Origin of the sequence: Bizionia sediminis (genome assembly GCF_042684585.1) — a bacterium.
Taxonomy (GTDB): domain Bacteria; phylum Bacteroidota; class Bacteroidia; order Flavobacteriales; family Flavobacteriaceae; genus Algorimicrobium; species Algorimicrobium sediminis.
Genome location: NZ_JBHULS010000003.1, coordinates 177,045 through 199,428, shown reverse-complemented (window position 1 = coordinate 199,428; position 22,384 = coordinate 177,045). Strand labels below are relative to the sequence as shown.

The 22,384-nt window shown below is 35.9% G+C and carries 20 protein-coding genes and 1 pseudogene; 5 read left to right on the top strand and 16 right to left on the bottom strand.

Features of this window, described 5'->3' with window-relative positions:
- Nucleotides 1-10: 10 nt before the first annotated feature.
- Both ACFSQP_RS08965 and purH read right to left on the bottom strand, forming a co-directional pair.
- Nucleotides 11-1,039 carry a rod shape-determining protein gene (locus tag ACFSQP_RS08965; protein ID WP_376893595.1) on the bottom strand — a complete coding sequence of 343 codons (1,029 nt, stop codon included), beginning with the start codon at nucleotides 1,037-1,039 and terminating at the stop codon, nucleotides 11-13.
- A 139-nt stretch (nucleotides 1,040-1,178) separates the two neighbouring features.
- On the bottom strand, nucleotides 1,179-2,711 hold the full coding sequence (purH, locus tag ACFSQP_RS08960) for a bifunctional phosphoribosylaminoimidazolecarboxamide formyltransferase/IMP cyclohydrolase (RefSeq protein ID WP_376893593.1): 1,533 nt from the start codon (nucleotides 2,709-2,711) through the stop codon (nucleotides 1,179-1,181).
- 211 nt (nucleotides 2,712-2,922) lie between these two features.
- Here purH and ACFSQP_RS08955 point away from each other — a divergent pair, with 211 nt between their 5' ends.
- A complete protein-coding gene (locus ACFSQP_RS08955) occupies nucleotides 2,923-3,216 on the top strand; it encodes a hypothetical protein (RefSeq protein WP_376893591.1) in 294 nt (97 codons plus the stop codon).
- 121 nt (nucleotides 3,217-3,337) lie between these two features.
- Here the strand turns inward: ACFSQP_RS08955 and ACFSQP_RS08950 are convergent, their stop codons facing one another.
- Nucleotides 3,338-3,796 (bottom strand): GAF domain-containing protein, encoded by a 459-nt coding sequence (locus ACFSQP_RS08950; protein ID WP_376893589.1) that lies wholly within the window; start codon nucleotides 3,794-3,796, stop codon nucleotides 3,338-3,340.
- 93 nt (nucleotides 3,797-3,889) lie between these two features.
- Here ACFSQP_RS08950 and xrtF point away from each other — a divergent pair, with 93 nt between their 5' ends.
- From xrtF to ACFSQP_RS08930, 4 genes are all read left to right on the top strand, one after another.
- Nucleotides 3,890-4,438, top strand: coding sequence for an exosortase family protein XrtF (gene xrtF, locus ACFSQP_RS08945; protein ID WP_376893587.1), 549 nt, complete (start codon nucleotides 3,890-3,892; stop codon nucleotides 4,436-4,438).
- Nucleotides 4,435-4,863, top strand: a complete 429-nt coding sequence (locus ACFSQP_RS08940; RefSeq protein ID WP_376893584.1) for an exosortase F system-associated membrane protein — start codon at nucleotides 4,435-4,437, stop codon at nucleotides 4,861-4,863. Before xrtF ends, ACFSQP_RS08940 begins: the two co-directional genes overlap by 4 nt.
- A 231-nt stretch (nucleotides 4,864-5,094) precedes the next feature.
- Complete coding sequence (locus tag ACFSQP_RS08935; RefSeq protein ID WP_376893582.1) at nucleotides 5,095-5,937, top strand: zinc-dependent peptidase; 843 nt, start codon at nucleotides 5,095-5,097, stop codon at nucleotides 5,935-5,937.
- Nucleotides 5,938-6,295: 358 nt separating this feature from the next.
- Complete coding sequence (locus tag ACFSQP_RS08930) at nucleotides 6,296-6,718, top strand: CBS domain-containing protein (RefSeq protein WP_376893580.1); 423 nt, start codon at nucleotides 6,296-6,298, stop codon at nucleotides 6,716-6,718.
- A gap of 92 nt (nucleotides 6,719-6,810) precedes the next feature.
- Here ACFSQP_RS08930 and rpe read toward each other — a convergent pair whose 3' ends face one another.
- The 13 genes and pseudogenes from rpe to ACFSQP_RS08865 form a co-directional block, all read right to left on the bottom strand.
- On the bottom strand, nucleotides 6,811-7,473 hold the full coding sequence (gene rpe, locus ACFSQP_RS08925) for a ribulose-phosphate 3-epimerase (RefSeq protein WP_376893578.1): 663 nt from the start codon (nucleotides 7,471-7,473) through the stop codon (nucleotides 6,811-6,813).
- Nucleotides 7,474-7,768: 295 nt separating this feature from the next.
- Nucleotides 7,769-8,935: an OmpA family protein gene (locus ACFSQP_RS08920; protein WP_376893576.1), complete on the bottom strand. Its 1,167-nt coding sequence runs from the start codon at nucleotides 8,933-8,935 to the stop codon at nucleotides 7,769-7,771.
- A gap of 503 nt (nucleotides 8,936-9,438) precedes the next feature.
- Nucleotides 9,439-10,302 carry a sigma-70 family RNA polymerase sigma factor gene (locus ACFSQP_RS08915; RefSeq protein ID WP_092205627.1) on the bottom strand — a complete coding sequence of 288 codons (864 nt, stop codon included), beginning with the start codon at nucleotides 10,300-10,302 and terminating at the stop codon, nucleotides 9,439-9,441.
- 253 nt (nucleotides 10,303-10,555) lie between these two features.
- Complete coding sequence (locus ACFSQP_RS08910) at nucleotides 10,556-11,209, bottom strand: hypothetical protein (protein ID WP_376893573.1); 654 nt, start codon at nucleotides 11,207-11,209, stop codon at nucleotides 10,556-10,558.
- Between the two features lie 563 nt (nucleotides 11,210-11,772).
- Complete coding sequence (locus tag ACFSQP_RS08905; RefSeq protein ID WP_376893571.1) at nucleotides 11,773-12,789, bottom strand: TQO small subunit DoxD; 1,017 nt, start codon at nucleotides 12,787-12,789, stop codon at nucleotides 11,773-11,775.
- Nucleotides 12,790-13,040: 251 nt separating this feature from the next.
- Complete coding sequence (locus ACFSQP_RS08900) at nucleotides 13,041-13,421, bottom strand: hypothetical protein (RefSeq protein WP_376893568.1); 381 nt, start codon at nucleotides 13,419-13,421, stop codon at nucleotides 13,041-13,043.
- A 184-nt stretch (nucleotides 13,422-13,605) separates the two neighbouring features.
- The gene (locus ACFSQP_RS08895) at nucleotides 13,606-14,151 is read right to left on the bottom strand and encodes an HNH endonuclease (RefSeq protein ID WP_376893566.1); all 546 of its coding nucleotides are present in this window, start codon (nucleotides 14,149-14,151) and stop codon (nucleotides 13,606-13,608) included.
- Nucleotides 14,152-14,381: 230 nt separating this feature from the next.
- Nucleotides 14,382-15,188 (bottom strand): pyrroline-5-carboxylate reductase, encoded by an 807-nt coding sequence (gene proC, locus ACFSQP_RS08890; protein ID WP_376893564.1) that lies wholly within the window; start codon nucleotides 15,186-15,188, stop codon nucleotides 14,382-14,384.
- 312 nt (nucleotides 15,189-15,500) lie between these two features.
- Complete coding sequence (locus tag ACFSQP_RS08885) at nucleotides 15,501-16,538, bottom strand: linear amide C-N hydrolase (RefSeq protein WP_376893561.1); 1,038 nt, start codon at nucleotides 16,536-16,538, stop codon at nucleotides 15,501-15,503.
- A 151-nt stretch (nucleotides 16,539-16,689) separates the two neighbouring features.
- Nucleotides 16,690-18,936 carry a polyribonucleotide nucleotidyltransferase gene (locus ACFSQP_RS08880; protein ID WP_376893559.1) on the bottom strand — a complete coding sequence of 749 codons (2,247 nt, stop codon included), beginning with the start codon at nucleotides 18,934-18,936 and terminating at the stop codon, nucleotides 16,690-16,692.
- Between the two features lie 199 nt (nucleotides 18,937-19,135).
- On the bottom strand, nucleotides 19,136-19,405 hold the full coding sequence (gene rpsO, locus ACFSQP_RS08875; RefSeq protein ID WP_376893556.1) for a 30S ribosomal protein S15: 270 nt from the start codon (nucleotides 19,403-19,405) through the stop codon (nucleotides 19,136-19,138).
- Nucleotides 19,406-19,550: 145 nt separating this feature from the next.
- Nucleotides 19,551-19,735, bottom strand: a pseudogene (locus tag ACFSQP_RS08870) (acetyl-CoA carboxylase, carboxyltransferase subunit beta); the annotation flags it as partial.
- A gap of 6 nt (nucleotides 19,736-19,741) precedes the next feature.
- Nucleotides 19,742-22,375 (bottom strand): carboxypeptidase-like regulatory domain-containing protein, encoded by a 2,634-nt coding sequence (locus ACFSQP_RS08865; protein WP_376893554.1) that lies wholly within the window; start codon nucleotides 22,373-22,375, stop codon nucleotides 19,742-19,744.
- Between the last annotated feature and the right edge of the window lie 9 nt (nucleotides 22,376-22,384).

Sequence of the window (22,384 nt, the reverse complement as noted above, 5' to 3'; positions counted from 1 at the left end):
GTTTACAATGCTATTTTATCAAGATGCTTCTAAATTTGGATAAATTTTTTAAGGTAATGCCCGTACCACGAACCACTGCTCTAAGGGGGTCTTCAGCAATATAAACGGGTAAGTCTGTTTTTTGCGATAAGCGTTTGTCCAGTCCGCGTAGCATGGAGCCACCACCTGCTAAATAAATTCCTGTATTGTAAATATCGGCGGCTAATTCTGGTGGTGTTTGCGACAAGGTTTCCATAACGGCATCTTCAATACGTAAAATAGATTTGTCCAAAGCTTTGGCAATTTCACGATACGATATTTGAACTTGTTTTGGTTTTCCTGTTAGCAAATCGCGCCCTTGAACGCTCATGTCCTCTGGAGGTAGCTCCAAATCTTCGGTAGCAGCCCCAATTTGAATTTTTATTTTTTCGGCAGTGCGTTCACCAACATACAAATTATGCTGTGTGCGCATGTAATAGATAATATCGTTTGTAAACACATCGCCTGCAATTTTAACCGATTTATCGCAAACAATACCGCCCAAAGCAATTACAGCAATTTCGGTAGTACCGCCACCAATGTCTACAATCATATTTCCTTTAGGTTGCATAATATCTACACCAATACCAATGGCTGCTGCCATAGGTTCGTGAATTAAATACACTTCTTTACCGTTTACACGCTCGCAAGATTCCTTTACAGCGCGCATTTCTACCTCTGTAATACCCGATGGAATACAAACCACCATACGCAAGGATGGCGGTAGTAATTTCTTTTTAAGGGCTGGAATATTTTTTATAAACAAACTAATCATTTGCTCGCTGGCGTCAAAATCTGCAATCACACCATCTTTTAGCGGTCTTATGGTTTTAATGTTTTCATGGGTTTTTCCTTGCATCATGCTGGCTTCTTTTCCAACGGCAATTATTTTTCCAGAAATCCTATCGCGAGCAACTATAGAGGGGCTGTCCACAACAACCTTGTCGTTATGGATAATAAGCGTGTTAGCCGTGCCTAAATCTATTGCAATTTCTTCGGTTAAGAAGTCGAAAAATCCCATGTGTTAAAGTTGTTTATTTGCAGTTTATAAATCAAATCTCGTAAATGTAATAAAAGTTAGGCAATAATTAACTTTGCTTTATTTTTTGGTTGCTTATTTTTGGGTTATGGTAAATTTGGGGCTTTGTGTAATGGCTGTTTTAATGTTTAAAATGGCGCGTGCCTGTAAACACCATGGCCACATTATTGTCGTTACAATAGTCTATACTCAATTCGTCTTTTATAGAACCGCCTGGTTGTATTACGGCATGAATGCCTGCTTTATGAGCAATTTCCACACAATCTGGAAATGGGAAAAAAGCATCGCTGGCCATTACGGCGCCTTCTAAATTGAATTGAAATGACTGGGCTTTGTGAATGGCTTGGTTTAGGGCGTCTACACGACTTGTTTGCCCTGTTCCGCTAGCACATAATTGCTTGTCTTTTACCAAAACGATGGTATTGGATTTGGTGTGTTTGCATATTTTAGATGCAAATATTAAATCCGCCAATTCTGTATCAGATGGTTTAGTGTTGGTTACATATGTCAGGTCTGTAAGCGCATCTGTAACCATATCTCTGTCCTGAACCAATAGGCCGTTTAAACAAGTTCGAACGGTACTCTGTGGTAAACTTACCGGGTTTTGAGCCAATAAAATACGATTTTTTTTGCCCTTTAAAATAGTGGCTGCAGCGCTTGAAAATGAGGGTGCGATTACAACTTCACAAAATAAACTATGAATAGCAGTGGCTGTTTCTTCGTCTATTTCGGTGTTACTTATTAAAACGCCACCGAAGGCAGAAACAGTATCGCCTGCCAAAGCATCGGTATAGGCCGCCATTAGGGTGTTTCGCTGTGCAAAACCACAGGCATTGTTGTGTTTTAATATAGCAAATGTAGGGGCTTCTCCTTGAAATTCGTTCATCAGGTTTACAGCCGCATCAACGTCCAATAAATTATTGTAGCTTAACTCTTTACCATGCAATTTGTTAAACATGGCATTAAAATTTCCATAAAACACACCTTTTTGATGTGGGTTTTCGCCGTAACGTAATACGGTTCCGGCAGTTTCGCTTAATTTAAAACTGGTAATTTCTTGGTTTTCGTTAAAATAGTTAAAAATAGCCGCATCGTAGTGCGATGACACATTAAAGGCATTAGCAGCAAAAAGCTTTCTGTCGGCCTCGGTGGTGCTACCATTTTGGGTTTCTAACAGATTTAAAAGTTTACTATAATCTGCAACAGTGGCTACACAAACCACATCTGCATAATTTTTAGCTGCTGCACGAATAAGTGAAATACCGCCAATATCAATCTTCTCGATAATATCCTGATGTTCCGCTCCCGAGCTTACGGTTTTTTCAAAAGGATATAAATCAACTATAACTAAATCTATTTGAGGAATGCCAAATTCGGCAAGCTCTGCCACATCGTTCTCGTTGTTCTGACGATTTAAAATACCACCAAATACTTTTGGATGCAAGGTTTTTACACGACCACCTAAAATGGATGGGTAAGAGGTTACATCTTCTACAGGTACTACGGGTATTCCAAGATCGGTAATGAATTTTTCCGTGCCGCCAGTGGAGTAAATTGTAACGTGGTTTTCGTGTAATTTTTTTACAATGGGAGCCAAACCGTCTTTGTTAAAAACAGAAATTAAGGCCGATGTAATCGTTTTAGTTGTTGTCATGAGTGTTGTGTTGTTTAATGCTGGCAAAAGTAGGGAATTACAATAAAAAATACCTTGCCATTTCTAGTAAAAATGAACAGTTTTTGAATGAAAAATTAAGTGCCTTTGGTTTTGTATAAAATTGTCATAAAAACCATTTAAAATACCCCGTGTTATTTATCTTTGAAAACCTGACTTGAAACTAATTTTAAGGCTTGAAAATAAACGTATTATGAAGCTATTTGTAAATGGTAAATTTTGGTTATTTGGATTATTAATATTGGCCTATTCCTGCGCCGACTTAACCGCAGAGGCCGAAGAAAAACTACTGCAATTGAACAAGAAAACCGATAGTTTAAACGCTCTTATTACTGAAGAGTTGGACAAGGTGAAAGCGCTGGATACACTAATAAATTTTGAAAGTAATAAGGTTCAGAAACTGGATTCTCTGGTTACGGAAGCGGCTACTAAAATTGATTCTTTGGCCCAAAAGAGTTTAGATGGTTTAAATGGCGTTCTAAAATAATTTTAGTAAGCCAATTTTCTACTTGTACGTGTTTTGGCTAAACATAAAATGGCCTAAAAAAATAATGTGCTTAAGATTAAAAAATTAAACACATTATTAAAACGAGTAATCTGTAAAATGGTTACGCTAACATGGTTGCCACATTTTGGCACACAAATTCTAAAAAGGTTTCGTCCGCCTGTGTAAATGGGTCTGCGGTATTGGAATCGATGTCTATCTGACCAATATTTTGGTTATTTACAAAAATGGGAATAACAATTTCAGCTTTTACATGAATGCTACAAGCAATGTAATTGTCTTGTGCCGATACATCTGGAACCACAAAGTTTTTGTTGCTAACAGCTACTTGTCCGCAAATACCTTTTCCAAATGGAATAATAGTATGGTCTGTTGGCGCGCCAACATAAGGACCTAACTTTAGTTCGTCTTTGTCGCCGTTTTTAAAATAAAATCCTACCCAATTATAATAGGCAATTTCTTTTTCAAGCAAGCTGCAGATGGCCAGTAAACGGGCGTCTACGGTTTTTTCGGAAGCATTAACAATGTCCAAAATAAGCGGTTTAAGTTCTTGGAGAGTCATTAAGTTTAAAAATTTTGACAAAAGTATTTAAATTACCCTTATATCTATTAGTCAATTTATATAACTTTAACACGCCAACTGTAACCAATTAATTTGAAAGCATTAATTATTAAATACAAGCCCGTAATTAGGTTTATTTCTCTATTTGTCTTGGTGTATGTCCTGTTGTCGTTCTTATATAAAATATATTTGCAATGGCAGCCAGTAGGCCCTTATTTTCCAGATTATTTAAGTTATGTAGTTGGAAAACAGAGTGTCAGTTTGTTGCAGGATTTGGGATATAATGCGGCTGTAATACCGCACCCCAATGAGGCCTCGTTAAAGTTAATGCTTAATAACGTGTACATTGCACGTATTTTTGAGGGTTGTAATGGTGTTAGTGTTATTAGTTTGTTTGTGGCCTTTATTGTGGCTTTTTCGGGCAAGGCAACCGTTACATTTTTTTACATCCTGTCCGGTAGTGTGCTTATTTACAGTGTAAATTTACTGCGCATTGTAATTTTAACATTAGGATTGTATCATTATCCTCAACATAAAGCGCTTTTGCACGAGGTGGTTTTTCCTGGCATTATTTACGGGTTGGTTTGTTTATTATGGATTCTGTGGGTAAATAGGTTTTCAAAAATAGCTTCAAAAGAATGAAAAAATTGGTAACCTATAGCGTTGTTATCATTTTGGTAACTTTATTGGTGTTAATTCGTCTGTTTGAAGACCAATTGTTTTACGATCCGTATCTTACTTTTTTCAAAAACGACTATCTGTATTTAGATTCGCCACGGCGCGAAGTATTAAAACTCACGCTTTTTACCAGTTTGCGCTATGGCCTAAATGCGCTTATTTCGTTAGGAATATTATTTATGCTGTTTAAAGACATAGGCATCTTAAAATTTTCTGTGCTTTTATACAGTTTGGCTTATGTGGTATTAATTAGCTTGTTTTTATACTTTGTTATCAATCCAAGGCAAACGGACTACTATTTATTTTTCAATCTGCGCCGATTCCTTATTCAGCCACTGCTATTATTGTTGCTTATACCAGCATTTTACTATCATAAAAAAGTTTCGTAATTGTGCTGTTTACAAAATGGGTGCATGCTGTTTTGGTAGCCTTTTAAAATCTGCTTGTAAACGATTAGAAAGTACTTTTTTTAGGCCGTTTATGGGCAACTTACGTTGCCTAATAAAAAGGAGCCAATACCTTATTTATTATGTTTTTTTTAAGAGGCATTTCAAGGACATTATGTATCTTGAAATTCTAATTTTTGCAAACCCTAAAAGTCTTTTAACACCTAGCTTAATATGATTCCATTTGAAGAAATTCCTTTATTCTACAAGGTTATGGCAGGTATTTTGTTAAGTGGGTTAACGGGCATGGTTTTTTACGCTGTGGCCAATTTAATAGACACGGGTTACATACTTATAAAGCGCAGACCTTTGTACCGCTACATTATTCCACCATACAAATCGGTTACAGCGGCACAGGAACAGATCCTAAACGCACAATTTGGATTTTACCAGCGCCTATCGGATTCAGACAAACGCGTTTTCAGACACCGGTTAGCAGTTTTTTTACAAACCAAAACATTTGTTCCGCGTAATGGTTTGGAAATTACTAATGAGATTTTGGTTTTAGTTGGCGCCACGGCTGTTATGCTAACTTTTGGGTTTCGTAATTATTCTTTAAACATGATTACCCATATAATTATGTACCCCACGACTTTTTTTTCCGAAACAAATAGTGCCTTGCATAAAGGCGAGTACAATCCAAAATTACGGGCTTTGGTTTTGTCTTGGGAGGATTTTAAAGAGGGCTATTCCATAGCTAACGATAATTTAAATTTAGGTATTCATGAGTTTGCCCACGCCATACACTTTAATAGTTTAAAAAACCGGGATGCTAGTGCTACTATTTTTGCAGATTCTTTTAAGGAGCTAGCCCAGATTTTAGCGCGTGAAGAAGACTTGCGCAAACGTTTATTGCAATCGGGTTATTTGCGGGATTACGCGTACACAAATCCATACGAGTTTGTGGCCGTAATTATAGAATCGTTTATTGAAACGCCTGCACAATTTCGTGCGCAATTTCCTGAAGTGTATGCTAAAACCAAGCAAATGCTCAATTTTAATTTTAATGGCTATTAGTACAACTTATTAAATTACTTTCCCTTGTGGTTGTTTTGTTTTTGGACCGTATTTTTTAAATAAATTTAAGCACTAGCAGCCTATTTAAGTTTTGTTGGCTTCCGCGTTTACGCTTTAAATTGTAGTCGGGAAATTTGAAACGCCTTCAAAAAAAAAGGCGCATTTAATATGGCTCTTATTTGTTTACAAATGTTTTTGTTAGCTTATATTAATTTTTAAAAGAACAGTTTTCAAAAATTTTTAGAACTAGCTGTAACAGTAAACGCCTCTTCAGAAGAAAAAACTAGAAGCTGATTTTTATCATAATTTATAGGCCATAAAGACGGTATATTTAGGTATCAATTTAAAATTAAACACCATGAAAAAAAGAGCACCTGTATCCGATATTATGACTAAAACGGTTATAACATTAAACTACAAAGATGAGCTAGAGACAGCCGAAAAACTTTTTAAAACAAAAAAAATACGTCATATACCTGTTGTTAGTGGCGATACTATAAAGGGCATGTTAAGTTATACCGATTTATTGCGAATTAGCTTTGCCGATGCCATAGATGAGGACGACGATACCGTAGATACAGTGGTTTACAACATGTTTACCATAGAGCAGGTAATGGCTAAAAATTTGGTAAGTGTTCCTTCAACAACTACAATTAAAGAAGTGGCAGAAATTTTGGCAACCAAAGAATTCCACGCACTACCAATTGTAGATAACGATAAGTTGGTGGGTATTGTTACTACCACCGATTTAATAAAGTATTTATTAGATCAGTATAAATAAGTGACTAGTTTACTGTCTGAAAAAGCGGCGCCAAGTGTAACGCATTTTTAAAAAGCTATGGCCTACATACCCTTTTTCAGACAGTATTTTTGTTAGGAATTAGCTAGTAATTTTAATGTTTTAATGGCGTTGCTTGGGTTAGCACTTTTAAAAACATGGCTACCTGCTACAAAAGCATCGGCTCCTGCCGCTACTAATTGCTTAATATTTTTGTCGGTAACACCGCCATCAACTTCAATGCGTGTTTGCAAGCCTTGCGCATCTATCATGCTGCGCAGTTTTTTTATCCTATTATACGTAATGTCTTCAAACTTCTGACCGCCAAAACCAGGGTTTATGGACATGAGTAAAACCATATAACATTTAGGTAAAATATCTTCCAAAACAGAAACGGGTGTGGTTAAATTTAACACAACGCCTGTTTTGCAGCCTGCATTTTCAATTTGCGAGAGGGTGCGATGTAAATGAATGGTAGACTCATAATGAACAGTAATAATATCCGCACCAACGCGGGCAAACTCTTCAATATAGCGCTCGGGCTTTTCAATCATTAAATGCACATCCAAAGGTTTGGTAGCGTGCTTTTTTATGGCTTCAATAACAGGCATACCGTAGGATATGTTGGGTACAAAATGACCATCCATAACATCAATATGAAACCAATCGGCCTCACTTTGGTTTACCATTTCGGTGTCGCGCTGAAGGTTGCCAAAATCGGCAGCCAGCATGGAAGGTGCTATTATTTTAGAATTCATGAATTTGTGTTGTTTTGTTGTTGGCCAAAGATAAATAAATTAAAATGACTGCTGTAACACTAATTATAAATTGCGCAAAATAGACGACTGCAAGAATAAATTTCTAAAAAAAACCTCTCTAAACCCGTTGTACACGGCTGTTTTTTAAACAACTATACATGTTTATTTGGTAAGCTATAACTAAAAAGCTGCTTGGTTATTACGTACCAAGCAGCCTGGATATGGTGGTGCAAACAGTGTGTTTTGTTAAATCTGGTTTCGGATTATGTTTATAACCACTGTTTTCGTTATTGAATTAAATTTCACTTACTATAAACTCTACACGCCGTTGTTGTTGGTGCTCTGCCTCCGTACAATTTGTATGATCGGCATTGCAGGTGTTTGCAGGATCGACACCTTTCGAGAAACTTTCTAAACGTTCAGGGGCAACACCGTTGGTAGTCATGTAAGTTTTTACACGTTGCAACCTGCGTTCGGATAGCCAGTTGTTGTATTTTTCGGTACCTGTAGGATCGGTGTAACTGTTAATAGTAATTTGAATATTCGGATGGGCAAGTAAAAATTGAATAATGGTATCTAACTTTAGTTTTTCAGATTTGTAGTAATACGAAGAGTTTCTGTCAAAATAAACAACGCCCAAAGCATTTAACTCCTCCTGAAATGCCGCAAGTTGGTTGGCTTCTGTTTTTTCAACCGTTACATTATTGGCATCCAACAACCTATCTGTTGTGGAATCTGGTGCATTATTGGCGTTTGGATTGTTACCATTGGTTGTTGCGGGTGTTTCTGTATCATCTACAATAACTTCAACAATGGCTTCTTCTTTTTCCTCTTCTGTTTCCGGTGACACTTTTTCCGCTAAACGCGCCTGTTTTTTAGCTTTTGAAGCGTTTAAGAAACGGTAACTTACCCCTATATTATATTGGTAGTAATTGTTTACACCCGGGACTTCTTCACCAATGCCTTTTTTTGCCATGGCCTGAACGGCGATTCCAAAATTGTTTTGAAACCAATAATTAAAACCCAAACTTAAATTTGCGGTAAAGGCATTATCGTTGGCTACATCATGAAAGCCTAAACCAAGTCCTGCATAAAGATCTATGTTAGGGTTGTCAAAAAGCAAGGGGTCTATGTAATATTTACCACTAATATCAACACCAAAAAAATCATATTCTTTACGTTCTAAACCAGTTCCGGATGGATTGGAGCGTGCTATGTTAAATACATTGGCAGTTCCTAACAAAGCAACAGATATGTGGTTGCCGAATCGGTAATCTAATTCCAAGTAAAAAGGGTTGCTAAATTCTACACGTTTGGCATCCCAAGGTACAATTTTACCATTGCTATTATCAATAATATTGGTACCAGCAGATAATGAAAAGTAATTAGTGTCCTGTGCATGGATACTATTTATCGCTATAAATAAGAAAAGAAAGAGGAGGCGGGGTAGTTGTGAAATCATGCTTTACGGATTTGGTTGTTTGCAGTGTTAAAGATAAAATAAATTGGTTATGTTTTTATTTTGTTTACTAAAATATTTAGAAAACAAGTAGTTATGTGAGTAAAACACAGAAGGTTGTATCCTTAACTGCTTGTAACTATTTAACTTGTTTGCGCTGTGGGTTTTAAAAAATAAACAACTGCTCTTGTTTAGTTATTAAAGCTCTGGGCAGCGCCGTATGTTGTTATAGTAATTGAAGGGAATTACGATGCGAAACTAATTATATTTTGAAAAATAGTACCGCATTATGTTTTAAAGCTACTGAAAAAATTGAAAAAACAAAAATGTTAAAGCTTTTTTTAAACGTAAAAAGCCCAAAGTACGGGACTCTGGGCTCTTAAAGTATTTTTATTAGCACCATATATTTTGCGGTAACAAAGCTATTAAAGAAGTTTGAACAATGCAGGCGCCTTTGTGGTAAGTCGGTTTTTTACAGCACCGTAAATGTGGTACTAAAAATTTGTTTACCCTAAATAGGTTTTTAATATTTTGCTTCTAGAAGTATGCTTTAATCTTCTTATGGCTTTTTCTTTAATCTGACGCACACGTTCGCGCGTTAAATCGAAGGTTTCGCCTATTTCTTCCAATGTCATTGGGTGTTGATTTCCTAAACCAAAATACAAACGAATAACATCTGCTTCACGTGGTGTTAGGGTTTCAAGAGCACGTTCAATTTCAGTACGTAAGGATTCGTGTAGCAAATCGCGATCAGGATTTGGCGACTCGCCAGAGTTTAAAACATCGTACAAGTTGCTATCTTCGCCTTCAACTAGAGGGGCATCCATACTTACGTGTCGGCCCGAATTTTTCATGGACTCTTTAACATCGTTAATAGTCATGTCCAGTTCCTTTGCAATTTCTTCGGCACTTGGCGGACGCTCATGAGCTTGCTCAAGAAAAGCAAAGGTTTTATTTATTTTATTAATGGAGCCAATTTTGTTAAGCGGTAAACGCACAATTCTGGATTGTTCTGCCAATGCTTGTAAAATAGATTGGCGAATCCACCAAACGGCATATGAAATAAATTTAAAACCACGCGTTTCATCAAAACGTTGCGCTGCTTTAATAAGACCTAAATTTCCTTCATTAATTAAATCGGGAAGTGTTAATCCTTGATTTTGATATTGCTTTGCTACCGATACCACGAAACGTAAATTAGCTTTTGTTAATTTTTCCAAGGCCACTTGGTCGCCAGCCTTTATGCGCTGTGCTAATTCTACTTCTTCATCTGCGGTAATTAAATCTACTTTTCCAATTTCTTGAAGGTATTTATCTAACGACGCCGTTTCTCTGTTAGTAACCTGCTTGGTAATTTTAAGCTGTCTCATGTACGTTTTGTAAGTATTTTTTGATTTCGAACAATATGTTCCAAATGGTTATACGTAAAGAGTTCTGTTTTTGTTACAAAATGATGCTTTTTTTTTTAAAATAAACAAGTTAAGGTTTTTAAAAACCCTAATAGAAGAGAGAATACCTGGCCCATTACGCTTCGTATTTAAATACGTATGCTTTTAGCGTTTTAAGAAAATAACTTACAAAAGTTTTTAATTTGCTGCAATTTAAGTTTCGAGTTGTGTGGGTTTAATTAGTATTCGATTTTTTGATGTTTCTACCGGTTTTATTTAAAAATAACTTCATGGTGTAACCAAAAGCTAGCCCGCCTAAAGTCCAAATAAACCCACTTAAAAACAATGTTTGTGGTGTTAGTTCCTGATTATTAAAAAATGGCAGTGCTACAGCCATAACCAGAAACATAAACAAACCCCAAAGTAGTCCCGAAACAATCCAGCGCTTGTTACTAAAGGTGTGTGGTTTTAGGTCTGGTTTGGTTTTTTTGTAGCGTTTTGATTGTTTTTGCAGCCAAGCGGCTTTTAGTTTTTTTCGGTACCAACCCCAAACAGGAAATGTTATGGCTAGTACAATTAAACTGGTAACATTGCGAACGCATGGAATAATGCCTTGGCAATACGGGCAATACAGTCCGTACCAATTTTTAAAAGCTAAACCGTTATTAGTAGTCCAAGTTCTACCATCGTGAAGTGTGTGGCAATGTGGGCACGGTACAAAAGTTCTTTCCAACCTAGGTTTGGAACTTGTTTTATCTTCCAAGCTAATTTTTGGCACTCGTTGGCCTAAAATGAGCTCGTTTATAGCCAGGCCTGGATTTAATATCCAATGTAAAATCATCCAATGTTTCCAAGTGTAAACTTTATATTTTTCCGTATTATAAATCATTTGCTTTTAAGCGTGTAAGTGCCAGAAATACAACGGCTATGTTTAATATTTCGACCTGCATTCTATTATTAGAAATTGGTTTATTTAAAATGGAAGCAGACAACTAAAATTACAAAATTTTTGCATATCATCTAGGCTTAACATGCAGAGTTCAGTGTTTTTTTGTGTTTTTCGTGGCACATTTTATAAGATGTAAGTTAAATAAGCAAAAGAGTCTGCAAACTGCCTTATAGTAAGGTGCAAGGCGAGTGCTTTGTTGGAGACTGCCACATACCTAAAATTTTGTGGTACTTGTGTTTTATTTACGAACCATTGCCCCTATAAGTTAAGCTGTTATTTTGGTTGTTTTTAAAAAAAGCAACAAACAGTTTTCCTGTAACGACGGAAAATATGGAGCTATCAGGTTTTAAGGTGTTTTAAACATTAAGGATGCCATTATCTTAAATAAAGCGCCTAATTTTGGCATGCGTCTGTGTGCACGTTTTACAGGGTATGGGTTTGAAAACAAATAGCGATTTTTAAATGGTTAAAAATCGCTATTTAGAAGCTAAATTATGTCGTGCTTAAAGTGTTACTTTTTGTTGCCACGAAGCACCACTTATATCCGTTATTTTAATGTAATAGGTGCCTTCAGATACTTTAGAAAGTTTTTGGTCTGTAAAACGCAATCGCGCTTTGGCGCCCAACGGTATTACTAAACTATGTTTACCCGGTTTTATTTTAGCCACGTAATAATTGGTAATGTCTGTTTTTGGCATGGCAGCTAGGTCTGCTTGCGAATAACTTAACATAGGCGTATTGGTTGCGTTTAATAATTCGATACCAATAACCCAGGAGCCATAAACATCAACGCCTTCGGTGCGGTACACATCAAAAGAAAGGGTGTTTTTTGCTATCCGTGCGTCAGATATTTCAAGTTTTGGTTTAACCGATTTATTGTGAAGTGTTCCCCAAACACCACCGTGAAACACTTGGTTGGTAACTAGTGTTACACCAAGAATAGCCACAGAACCCACCAAAACGAATTTAGGAAATAGGCGTTCTGAAATTGGTAACGATCCCGAACCAAGCCATACAAACCATTTTGTTTTGGTTAGCGAAAGGTTTCGTTTAATTAAGTAGTTGTCTACGGAATACTTTCCGCTTCCTGTTAAAAATAGTACAAACCCTGTGGCAATGCCAAGAACGCCAATTTGCCATTCATCTAAACAGGTGGTGCCTATCCAGCCAGAACCGAGTAAAATGCCCATTGCCAAACCAAAAACACCCATACTCATAAGACGTGTGGCAAGACCAAAAATTATAAACAAACCAACAATACCTTCAATTATGGTAAATAGAATCATGCTTATCCAAAGCGCATCTGGGTTTTCAACTAAATACTGAATTATGGGTTTTATACCCAAAGCATTTGGTAAAAAAGCATTAAACTTTTCGCCAATATAGCCAGATACCTCTGGGTCTAGTTTATCTGCTAAAATAGTGCGGCGCCAAAATGCCGAAAAATAGGTCCAACCCACTACTAGCCTCAAGGCAAGCGTTACTAAGCCTGATTCGTTTTTTATAGTTACTTGTGTCATTGTTTTATTATTTTCTAAATGGTTTTTTAAATTAATTTTTTGGTATTAAATAAGGCCATTTACGTATGTTTAAAATACGGCAAGCCTAGTTAGAGCCATCAGTTAGTTTTGGCAATTTTACATGTTTTAAAATAGGTGTAAAAAACAGCAACGTACCAAGACTACTGTAGTTAAATGTGAACAAAGTGATTACGAAAACTGACTTTACATGACAGACACGTTTTTGTAGCGCTTTGTTATTTAGAAAATAATTAGCTGAAAATTTTAATATTCCGATATAAAATATACAACGGAATAGGTTGCGGAGCAGGTGTTTTGAGTAGGTTATCTTCGGAAAGGTGTTGCGGTAAGTAACTGTGTCCGAAAACAGCGCTAGGCTTTAATACTACTAGCAGATTAGGGGTTTTTGGTGTTGGTTTAGACGGCGTTTCTGTGCTTTCTAAAAGCTTGAAAGTCGCACAGCTACTTTGCGAAATGGTGGTCTGACTTTTGTTTAAAACCTCTTGTTTAGGCAGGTTTAACTCCGCTTGAATGAAGTCTCTTACCTTGCATGGTGCTAATAATAATAGTAACACCAATCCAGAAACAGATAGGATGGTCCGTATATTATTTTTAAAACCAATGTTTTTCATGTTTCAAATATACTAACAAAATACATTAGAACCCCATTTTCACAGGTTGTTAACACAGGCTGTTAGAAGCAATTTTTAACAATAACGAACGGGTGTTAATTTAAAGAAATAACACCCGTCGTGGCCTTGTCAGCTGGCTTAAGTGGCTTATTTAAATCTGCTTAAAAGTATGATAGTTGTTTGTTTAAATTTTAACGTGGCTCCAATTTTCGCCGGTTTTAATGCGGTGAATTTGCATATCCGATACTCCAAAACGTTTGGCAATCATTTTTATACGGGTACGGTTATTTTTTAATTGGCGCTTAATAATTCGGACTTTACCTTCGGTTAATTTACCAATATTTTTGCCTCTCCGCTCTACAATAGCGTCCCAGTCTGGATGATTAAACTGGTGCAGTTCTTTTTCGCGTTTGGTGGCCCATTTTAAGTTTTCTAAACGGTTGTCTTTTTTGTCGTAATTTAAGTGAATAACACAAACACCATCATTTTTTTCCAGGAAATGCTCGGCTACAAGTCGGTGTACATATCTACTGGTTTGTTTGCCGTTTTTCTTTTGCTTTAACGGAATGGTTTGGTAGCCGTTTATAAAATATTCTTTTACCAGAAACTCTTCGTCTGTTTTACAATTTATAATTCTACCGTAATTGGAAATTTTATACTTTTCTTTTTCGCAAATTTTATCATCAAATATGACGTCTTTCCAAATTTCATTTCTGTAATAACGAATCATGTTTTTATTTTTTGAGGGGCTTTGAACATCAACACGTTACGTGCGCGCCTTTTTATCAGAATGGGCGTCTTTTTTGTTCAATAATTTTACACATTTACTATACAAATATACAAAAAAGCTTTGCAAACAGCAATAGCGGGCTAAACCAGCTATTTTAAATGATTTTTTATTAAAAACAATAGTGTTCTTTACTTAATGCGGTAGCTTACCGCTGTGAATTTGTGAATAGTCTAGCTGTTTTTACCTAGCTCGATAGCCCTGTTGAAGGCAGCATAAGCAGCATCTTGAATAAGTTGTTTTACATTGTTGTCCTCCATAGAATCTATTGCAGCTTGTGTGGTACCCCCTTTACTAGCCACGCGACTTATCCAAGTTTCGGGTGAAATATTAGATTGATTAAACAGTTCTATGGCGCCCTCAAAGGTGTTGCTTACCAGTACTTTAGAATCGTATGCCGAAAAGCCCATTTTTAAAGCCGCCTCTAACATGGATTGCATAAAGTAAAACACATAGGCAGGCCCACTTCCTGAAATACCTGTGGAGGCATCAATAAATTTTTCGGTACTAACATGTATTGAGGTTCCGGTGGTGTCTAGTAAATTTCTTACCATAATGAGTTCTACTCGCGACACCCTATCCGATTCTGTATACGAGGTTACGCCTTTTCCAACTTTAGCTGGTAAATTGGGCATGGCACGCACAATTTTTGCAGCGCCTAGTTGGCTGCTTATAGTTTGTATAGTAACGCCAGCCATGAGTGAAACAAATATTTGTTGTTGGTTAATATGGGGCGTCATGTGCTGAAATAAATCGTCGATGTGGTAAGGCTTTACAGCTAAAAAGACAATATCGGCCTTAGGTAGGCAATCTTCAAGATTATGATACACGTTAAAATGGGGATCTTGGCTTAAGCGTGCTATTTTTTTCGGATCTGTGTCGTAAATTTTTAACTTTTGCGAACCTAATAAAGCCGATTTGGCCATGCCTTCTGCATAGGTTAATCCCATATTTCCTGCTCCAATTACGAGTACTTTCATGTGTTGGTAATGTTTGGTTTTTATTAAATACCTTATGTGCAAGGATTGTACGGAAGCCTGAATATAAACGCTTAAATTTTAAAAATTAGGATATAGAAGAACCCTAGGTTATAAAGTGACATATTCGTAAGATACGGGTTGTTTATTTAAGAATATTACAATGCGGTTGGTTGTTGAAACTGACAAAAATCTGACAGCTTGTCTGTTTCTATTATAAAAAATTATGGATGTGTTCAAGCGGGTTTAAAAAAAACAAGCCCTTCATTTAGTCTGAAGGGCTTGTTTTAGTATACAATTTTATGCGGCTAATTTTTAAGGTGCTAACCATTTAAAAGGTTTGGTCGTTTCAAATTTATCGGCAATATTTCCAGCAAAAATAGGGTGTCCTTGTAGGTCTATTTTTTTTGGTTTTTTAATACCAGAAAGATCCATGCTGTTTAAATCTATCCAAAATACGTTTGGTGATATAGCCGATTCGTAGTAATAAACCAAATTCTTTTGATCTGCTACTGTTCTCCAAATGGTTGTTGCAATATTTGGAGCCTCTGGGTCTGCTATGCCTAATGGTACAGAAACATTGCGAATGACACTAAAGGCAGCCGATACTGCCATGCGGTTATCTTTAAATTTAGGAAGTGCTTTGCTGTAAAATGAGGCGCGCGCATACCTGTCGCTAGCTCTATTTGTTCCCGGTAGCATGGTCATGCCCCCAATGTTTTCCCAGTATTTATTTAAGGCAATTTGCTCTTCGTAAATAGGGGAATTGGTCATAACGGCATGTTCTTTTCCGTGATGTATTACCAACTTACCATCAATATATTCCAAAATAGCGGAGTTACCTGTTTTATCGGATAAAGATAAATGTAAGCCTGGGTAAGAACCATTGGGTAGTGTGCTAGCAACTATACGAAAGGGCTCTTTTTGAAGGTGTTCCACCGCTTCATTTACTGTAGCAAAGTTGTCCAGAACATACTGTGTCCATGCGCCAATAGATAAGGTTGGCTTATTGTTTGTTTCTCCAAATTTAGTTTCCGCTAAATATAGAAGGTTGGCAACCAGGCCTTTTTCGTTAAGGCCATCTACGGTTGCAATGTCGTAACCGGACAGAACAACACTAGCATACTTGGATGTCCATGTTATGGAACCATCGCCTAAACCGCCGTCTTTTTTCATGGCTCTTGGAAAAAGCCATACGTCGCTATGAACATCTTCAAACCAGTCCATGGATCTGGCGGTTATTACCTGATGGTCCTCACCACAATAGATAAAACGGGTGCATGCGTTGGATTCCAGAATAGGGGCCATAAATAGCATTAATGAAAAGAGGAGGAGTAATTGATTTTTTTTCATGAGTTTGGGGTTTAAGCTTAATAATTAAATAATTTACAGTCACTAATATAAAACAAATTTATTTTAGAGTTACGTGGCAACCAAAAACAAAACATCGGGTCTTTTAAAAAAAAGCCCGATGTTATTGTAGTATAAAAAACCTGTGTGTTTTTTATTCGTTTTTTGGTTTTCTGTCCTCCCGACGTTTGTCGTTAGTTCTGTTATTGTCTCTACCATTGCGGTTATCGCGTCCGTTGGAGCGCTTATCGTCTCGTGGGGCACGTTCTTTATAGCCTTCTGGTTTTGGTAAAATAGCTTTACGCGATACTTTTTCTTTTCGTGTTCTAGAATCAATTCCAAAATACTTAACTTCAAAAACATCGCCCATGTTAACAACATCCGATACGTTTTCGGTGCGTTCCCATGCCAATTCACTTACATGTAAAAGTACTTCGTTTCCTGGGGCGGCAGTGTATTCTACCACGGCACCAAAATCTAACATTTTAATAACTTTTACTTCGTAAACCTTACCAACTTCTGGTTTAAATAAAAGGGCATCGATTTTAGCTAAAACGGTATCAATACCTTTTCTGCCCACGCCTAAAATTTCTACAATACCTTCTTCGGTTACAGGATCTTCATTAATTACAATTGTGGTATCGGTTTCTTTTTGCATTTCCTGGATAACTTTGCCACCAGGACCAATTAAGGCACCAATAAATTCGTTAGGAATGCGTCTGGTTACCATATTAGGTGCGTGCTCCTTAACCGTTGGGTTTGGTTTGGCTATGGTTTCGTTTAGTTTATCCAGAATATGTAAACGGCCATTTCTGGCTTGTTTTAAGGCGTTTACTAAAATTTCGTAGGATAGGCCTTTCACTTTAATATCCATTTGGCAGGCGGTAATACCATCGGCTGTTCCGGTAACTTTAAAATCCATGTCGCCCAAGTGGTCCTCATCGCCTAGGATATCAGACAATACGGCGTATTTTCCAGATTCGGCATCGGAAATTAGTCCCATAGCAATTCCCGAAACAGGCTTGGTCATTTGTACACCCGCATCCATTAAAGCCATTGTTCCAGCACAAACGGTAGCCATAGAGGAAGATCCGTTAGATTCTAATACTTCTGAAACCACACGAACCGTGTACGGACAAGCATCTGGAATCATACCTTTTAACGCACGCTGCGCTAAATTTCCGTGGCCTACTTCGCGGCGAGATGTCCCTCTAATAGGACGGGCTTCACCAGTAGAAAAAGGTGGGAAGTTGTAATGTAAATAAAAACGTTCTTCGCCTTCATACGATGGCATATCTATTTGATTGGAATCGCGAGAAGTTCCTAATGTTACGGTTGCCAACGCTTGTGTTTCGCCTCTTGTAAAAATGGCCGAGCCGTGTGTAGACGGTAAGTAATCTACCTCGCACCAAATTGGTCGTATTTCGTCTGTTTTTCTGCCATCTAAACGCAAGCCTTCATTTAAAGTTAAGTCGCGTATGGCTGCTTTTTCAGCTTTGTTGTAGTATTTTGAAATTAAATCGCCGTAATCTTCTTGTTCTTCCTCGGTAAAGGAGGCAACAATACTTTCTTTAATTTCTTGAAAAGCGTTGCTGCGTTCGTGTTTAGCCGATCCGGCTTTAGCAATAGCATACACTTTATCGTAGGCCATATCGTGAATTTTTTGCTCTAAAGCGGCGTCTGTGCGCTCTGGAGCATAGTCGCGTGTGGCTTTTTTGCCAACAGCTTCCGCTAGTTTAACTTGCGCGGCACATTGCACTTTTATAGCCTCGTGCGCAAACTTAATAGCTTCGGCCATTTCTTCTTCAGAAATCTCATTCATTTCTCCTTCCACCATCATTACAGAGTCGGCAGAGGCACCAATCATCATATCAATATCCGAATCGGCTAATTGTGTACGAGTTGGATTTATAATGAATTCGCCATTTACACGTGCTACACGTGCTTCAGATATGGGGCATTCAAATGGGAAATCGGATAGTTGTATGGCAGCAGAGGCGGCTAAACCGGCCATGGCATCTGGCATAACATCATCGTCATGCGACATTAATTGGATCATTACCTGTGTTTCGGCGTGGTAATCTTTTGGGAATAATGGTCGTAACACACGGTCCACTAAACGCATAGTAAGTACTTCGCCATCGCTTGGTCTGGCTTCTCTTTTAAAGAATCCACCTGGGTAGCGACCCGCGGCAGCAAATTTTTCGCGGTAATCTACAGTTAATGGCAAGAAATCTACATCACTTTGTTTGTAATTGGAAACAACTGTACACAGCATCATGCATTTTCTGGACTGAACAACAACAGAACCGTGTGCCTGTTTTGCTAATTTTCCTGTTTCAATGGTAATTTCTCTACCATCACCAAGGTCAATGACCTCTTTAAATACTTTTGGAATCATAAATTTTTAATTCTAATTAAACAATGGTCGTTGTGTTGTTGTTGTAGTTGTTGTGTGTGACCAATGAAAAACTTATAGTTCATGTTACAGCCAATTAGGCCTTATCTGTTTTGAACTAGCTTCTTATTTTACGTTTTTTAGACTCTTACGTATGAGGTGTTTATAAAACAAAAAAGAGGCGCGAAGCCTCTTAAAATTGTTATTTTCTTAATCCTAATTCCTTAATTATAGCACGATACCTTAAGATATCTTTCTTAATTAAGTAGTCTAGTAAAGAACGACGCTTACCTACTAGTTTTACTAGTGAACGCTCGGTGTTATAATCCTTACGATTTGTTTTTAAGTGCTGCGTTAAGTGTTCAATACGTTTTGTAAACAAAGCAATTTGACCTTCTGCGCTTCCAGTATCGGTTGCTCCGTTACCGTGTTTTGCGAAAAGCGCTTGCTTTTCTTCTTTAGTTAAATACATTCTAATATTATTGTAAATGATTGTTATGTATATGAAAGATTTTCTTTCAAGCTGCAAATATAGTAAATTTTAATTATTCAGCCATTTTTTGTTTGAAAAAGACATCTACTATTTTTTAAGCAAACAATCATTAAAAAACGAGTTTCTATGTTCTTAAAGGCTGATTGGTAATTAAATCAATATACAAATTGACCTTATCTTTCAAATGTTTTCGGTGTGTAATGAAATCCAGGAAACCGTGTTCTAATAAAACTCCGATGTTTGAAAATTTTCAGGTAAATCTTGTCCGGTGGTATCGCGCACTACACGTGGTCCAGCAAATCCAATTAGTAATTTTTAAAATCGATACTTTGCTTCTAGAAATAAATATCGAGGTAATAATCTAATTTCAGATGTGTAAGTGCTAACTTCATTAATGTTTTCCATGATTAATTCGTTTTCATTATTTAAATTATTGAAAATTAAACGATATGAAAATTTTGATTTTTCAGGACTGAAATTGAGTTCAAAATTTATAAAGCTATAATTACCATATTGCAAAAGATAAAATTTATTTTTCAATAAAGCGGTTAATTCATTGTTCAAATTATAATTAACATCTATAGCTATCGTTTTCCAATTAGTAATTGAAGTTACAGAATTCAATGTTGATTTAGTTTCATTTAAATTCAATTTAAAATTAAAGTTTATGTCCGAATTAAAATAGGTTCTACCAGTTAAAAAGTAAGAACTGTTAACTAAATTTAAATTACTAAAGTTTACAGAATTGAGTTTTATAGGTGTATTTGTTGTGTTCCATAAGACTCCTAGATTTGTAGATAGTTTTAATTTTTTAAAATAAGATGTTATGTCAATTTTAGAGATTAAAATATCACCTCCTTTTTCAAATTTTAAGGTGCTGAAACTAAAATCCTGATTGAGAAAATTACTGCTCGTATATCTTCCGTCTGCTTCTATAAACTGTGTTGTAATTGATAAAGTTTGCGTTTGTAATTCATTGGAGATATAATAGCTGAATTTATATTTATTACGCTTGGTAAATGAAAATGATGTATCACCTCTAATAAAGGATTGATAATTTCTTAATTGGAAATTCTCAAGAAATACCTTAGTTGCAGGTGCTATATAATCACGATGAAATTGGAAATTTAGATTTCCAATTTTTAAGTTTTTAAGTCTCAATCCAATTTTTGGATTAAGAAATATATGATTGTTTTCGTCAAGATAATTATCAATTTTCACATATTCAAATGATAAGGATCCATATAATTCAATTTTTTTTGATGGTTTATACCTTAAATTGGATGTAAAAAATAGTTTGTCTTGTTTATGTTTCAGGTTATTTTGAAGCGTGTCAATTTCAGTTTGATCTGTTAATTTAAATATATTTTTTCGTTTTTCATGTAAGTTTTCAATTCCTAGTTCTAAGGTATTTTCAATCTTACCCATATTAATTAGCAAGGAGCTTTTACTGCCTATAATCTGAGATTCATCATTAGTTGTATTTTTTATCGGTTTAAATTCAGGCTGAATAAAAACCATATTTAAAGTAGGTGATATTAAATTTAATTGTTGGTCTGAATTAATTCTGCCAAAATAAAAATAATTATGGATTAATTTTTTATTGATAAGTACCGTATAATTTAAATGATTAAAAAACGATGCTTGACTGGTTTTTAGATTTTCATTTATTGGAGTATCGTTAAATAATAGATTTTGATTGGTAAGATTATCTGTGTTTTTGAAATTCAGTGTATTTTTTATAAAAGATTGTTCGTCAATAAAATATTTTAATTCAATATTTCCGCCAACAAGCGGATTTTTACTTTCAATTCTACGAGATTCATTATAAGTAATAGAAGGATTAGTCGTGTTGAATATAGTTTCAGATGTTGATAAAAAATCTTCATTATCTTTTAGGTAATAGCCTGTTCCTCTTACTTTTAGTTTTGAATTTACACTTTTTACAAAACTCAATGAGTTTATGAATGCGCTATTAAATATGGCTTCATTATTGTTGAAAAATTGAATTTGATAATCAGGAGTTTCATAAATAGGGTCAATTTTTAATTCGTTAAAATTGGAATAAGTAGTATTTTCTTCTTGTGCTATATTTATTTGATTTCTAGCTAAACTACCTAAATTGTTAAAGTTATTGAAATTGAAAAACTTTATCTTTTTTCTAATCAGTCCAACATTTGATGCTAGATTAAAGCGCTCTTTACTCCCAAGTCCTGTGCTGATATTTCCAAACCAAATATTGTTATATTCTTCTTTAAGCACTAAATTTACAGCCACTTTATTTGAAGCTAAAACTTTAGCTAAAACAGGGTTATCCTCAAAACCTTCTAAAATTTCTACTTCCTTTAATACTTTGGCATCTAAATTCTTTGAAAGTATCGAATAATTTTTATCGAACATGTCCTCTCCCTCAATTAAAAGTTTATCAATAAAGCGTCCGTGAGCCTTAATGAGACCATTATCCAATACTTCGATTCCAGGGAGCTTTTTTAAAATATCTTCAACTGTTTGCTCTGTGTTATCTTTAAAAGCATTCACGCTGTAAACGAACTTATTATCCTCTCTTTTGATTTTGGCATCTGACGCTATTACTACTTCATCAAGTTGTTCTAAATTTTCAGAGAGTGTAAATGATAGTTTATGAATTTGGGAATTTGAGCTAACTTGAATAGTGTCGGAAATATTTTTATAACCTAAAGAATATACAGATAAGATTAAAAAAGGCTCTTTTGTGCTTTTTAATTTAAAATTGAAAGCACCAATTGAGTCCGTATATGAATAGGCAAGTATAGATTTGTTATTAGAAATTACAACATTTGCATTGTCAATGGGAGTATTACTATCGCTTTTGACAGAGCCATAAATTTGAATTTCTTGCGCAATTAGTTTTGAGGAATTTATAAATAGTATACCTATAATAATTAAGCTGTATATAGGTTTTAGAGCCATACAATTAGA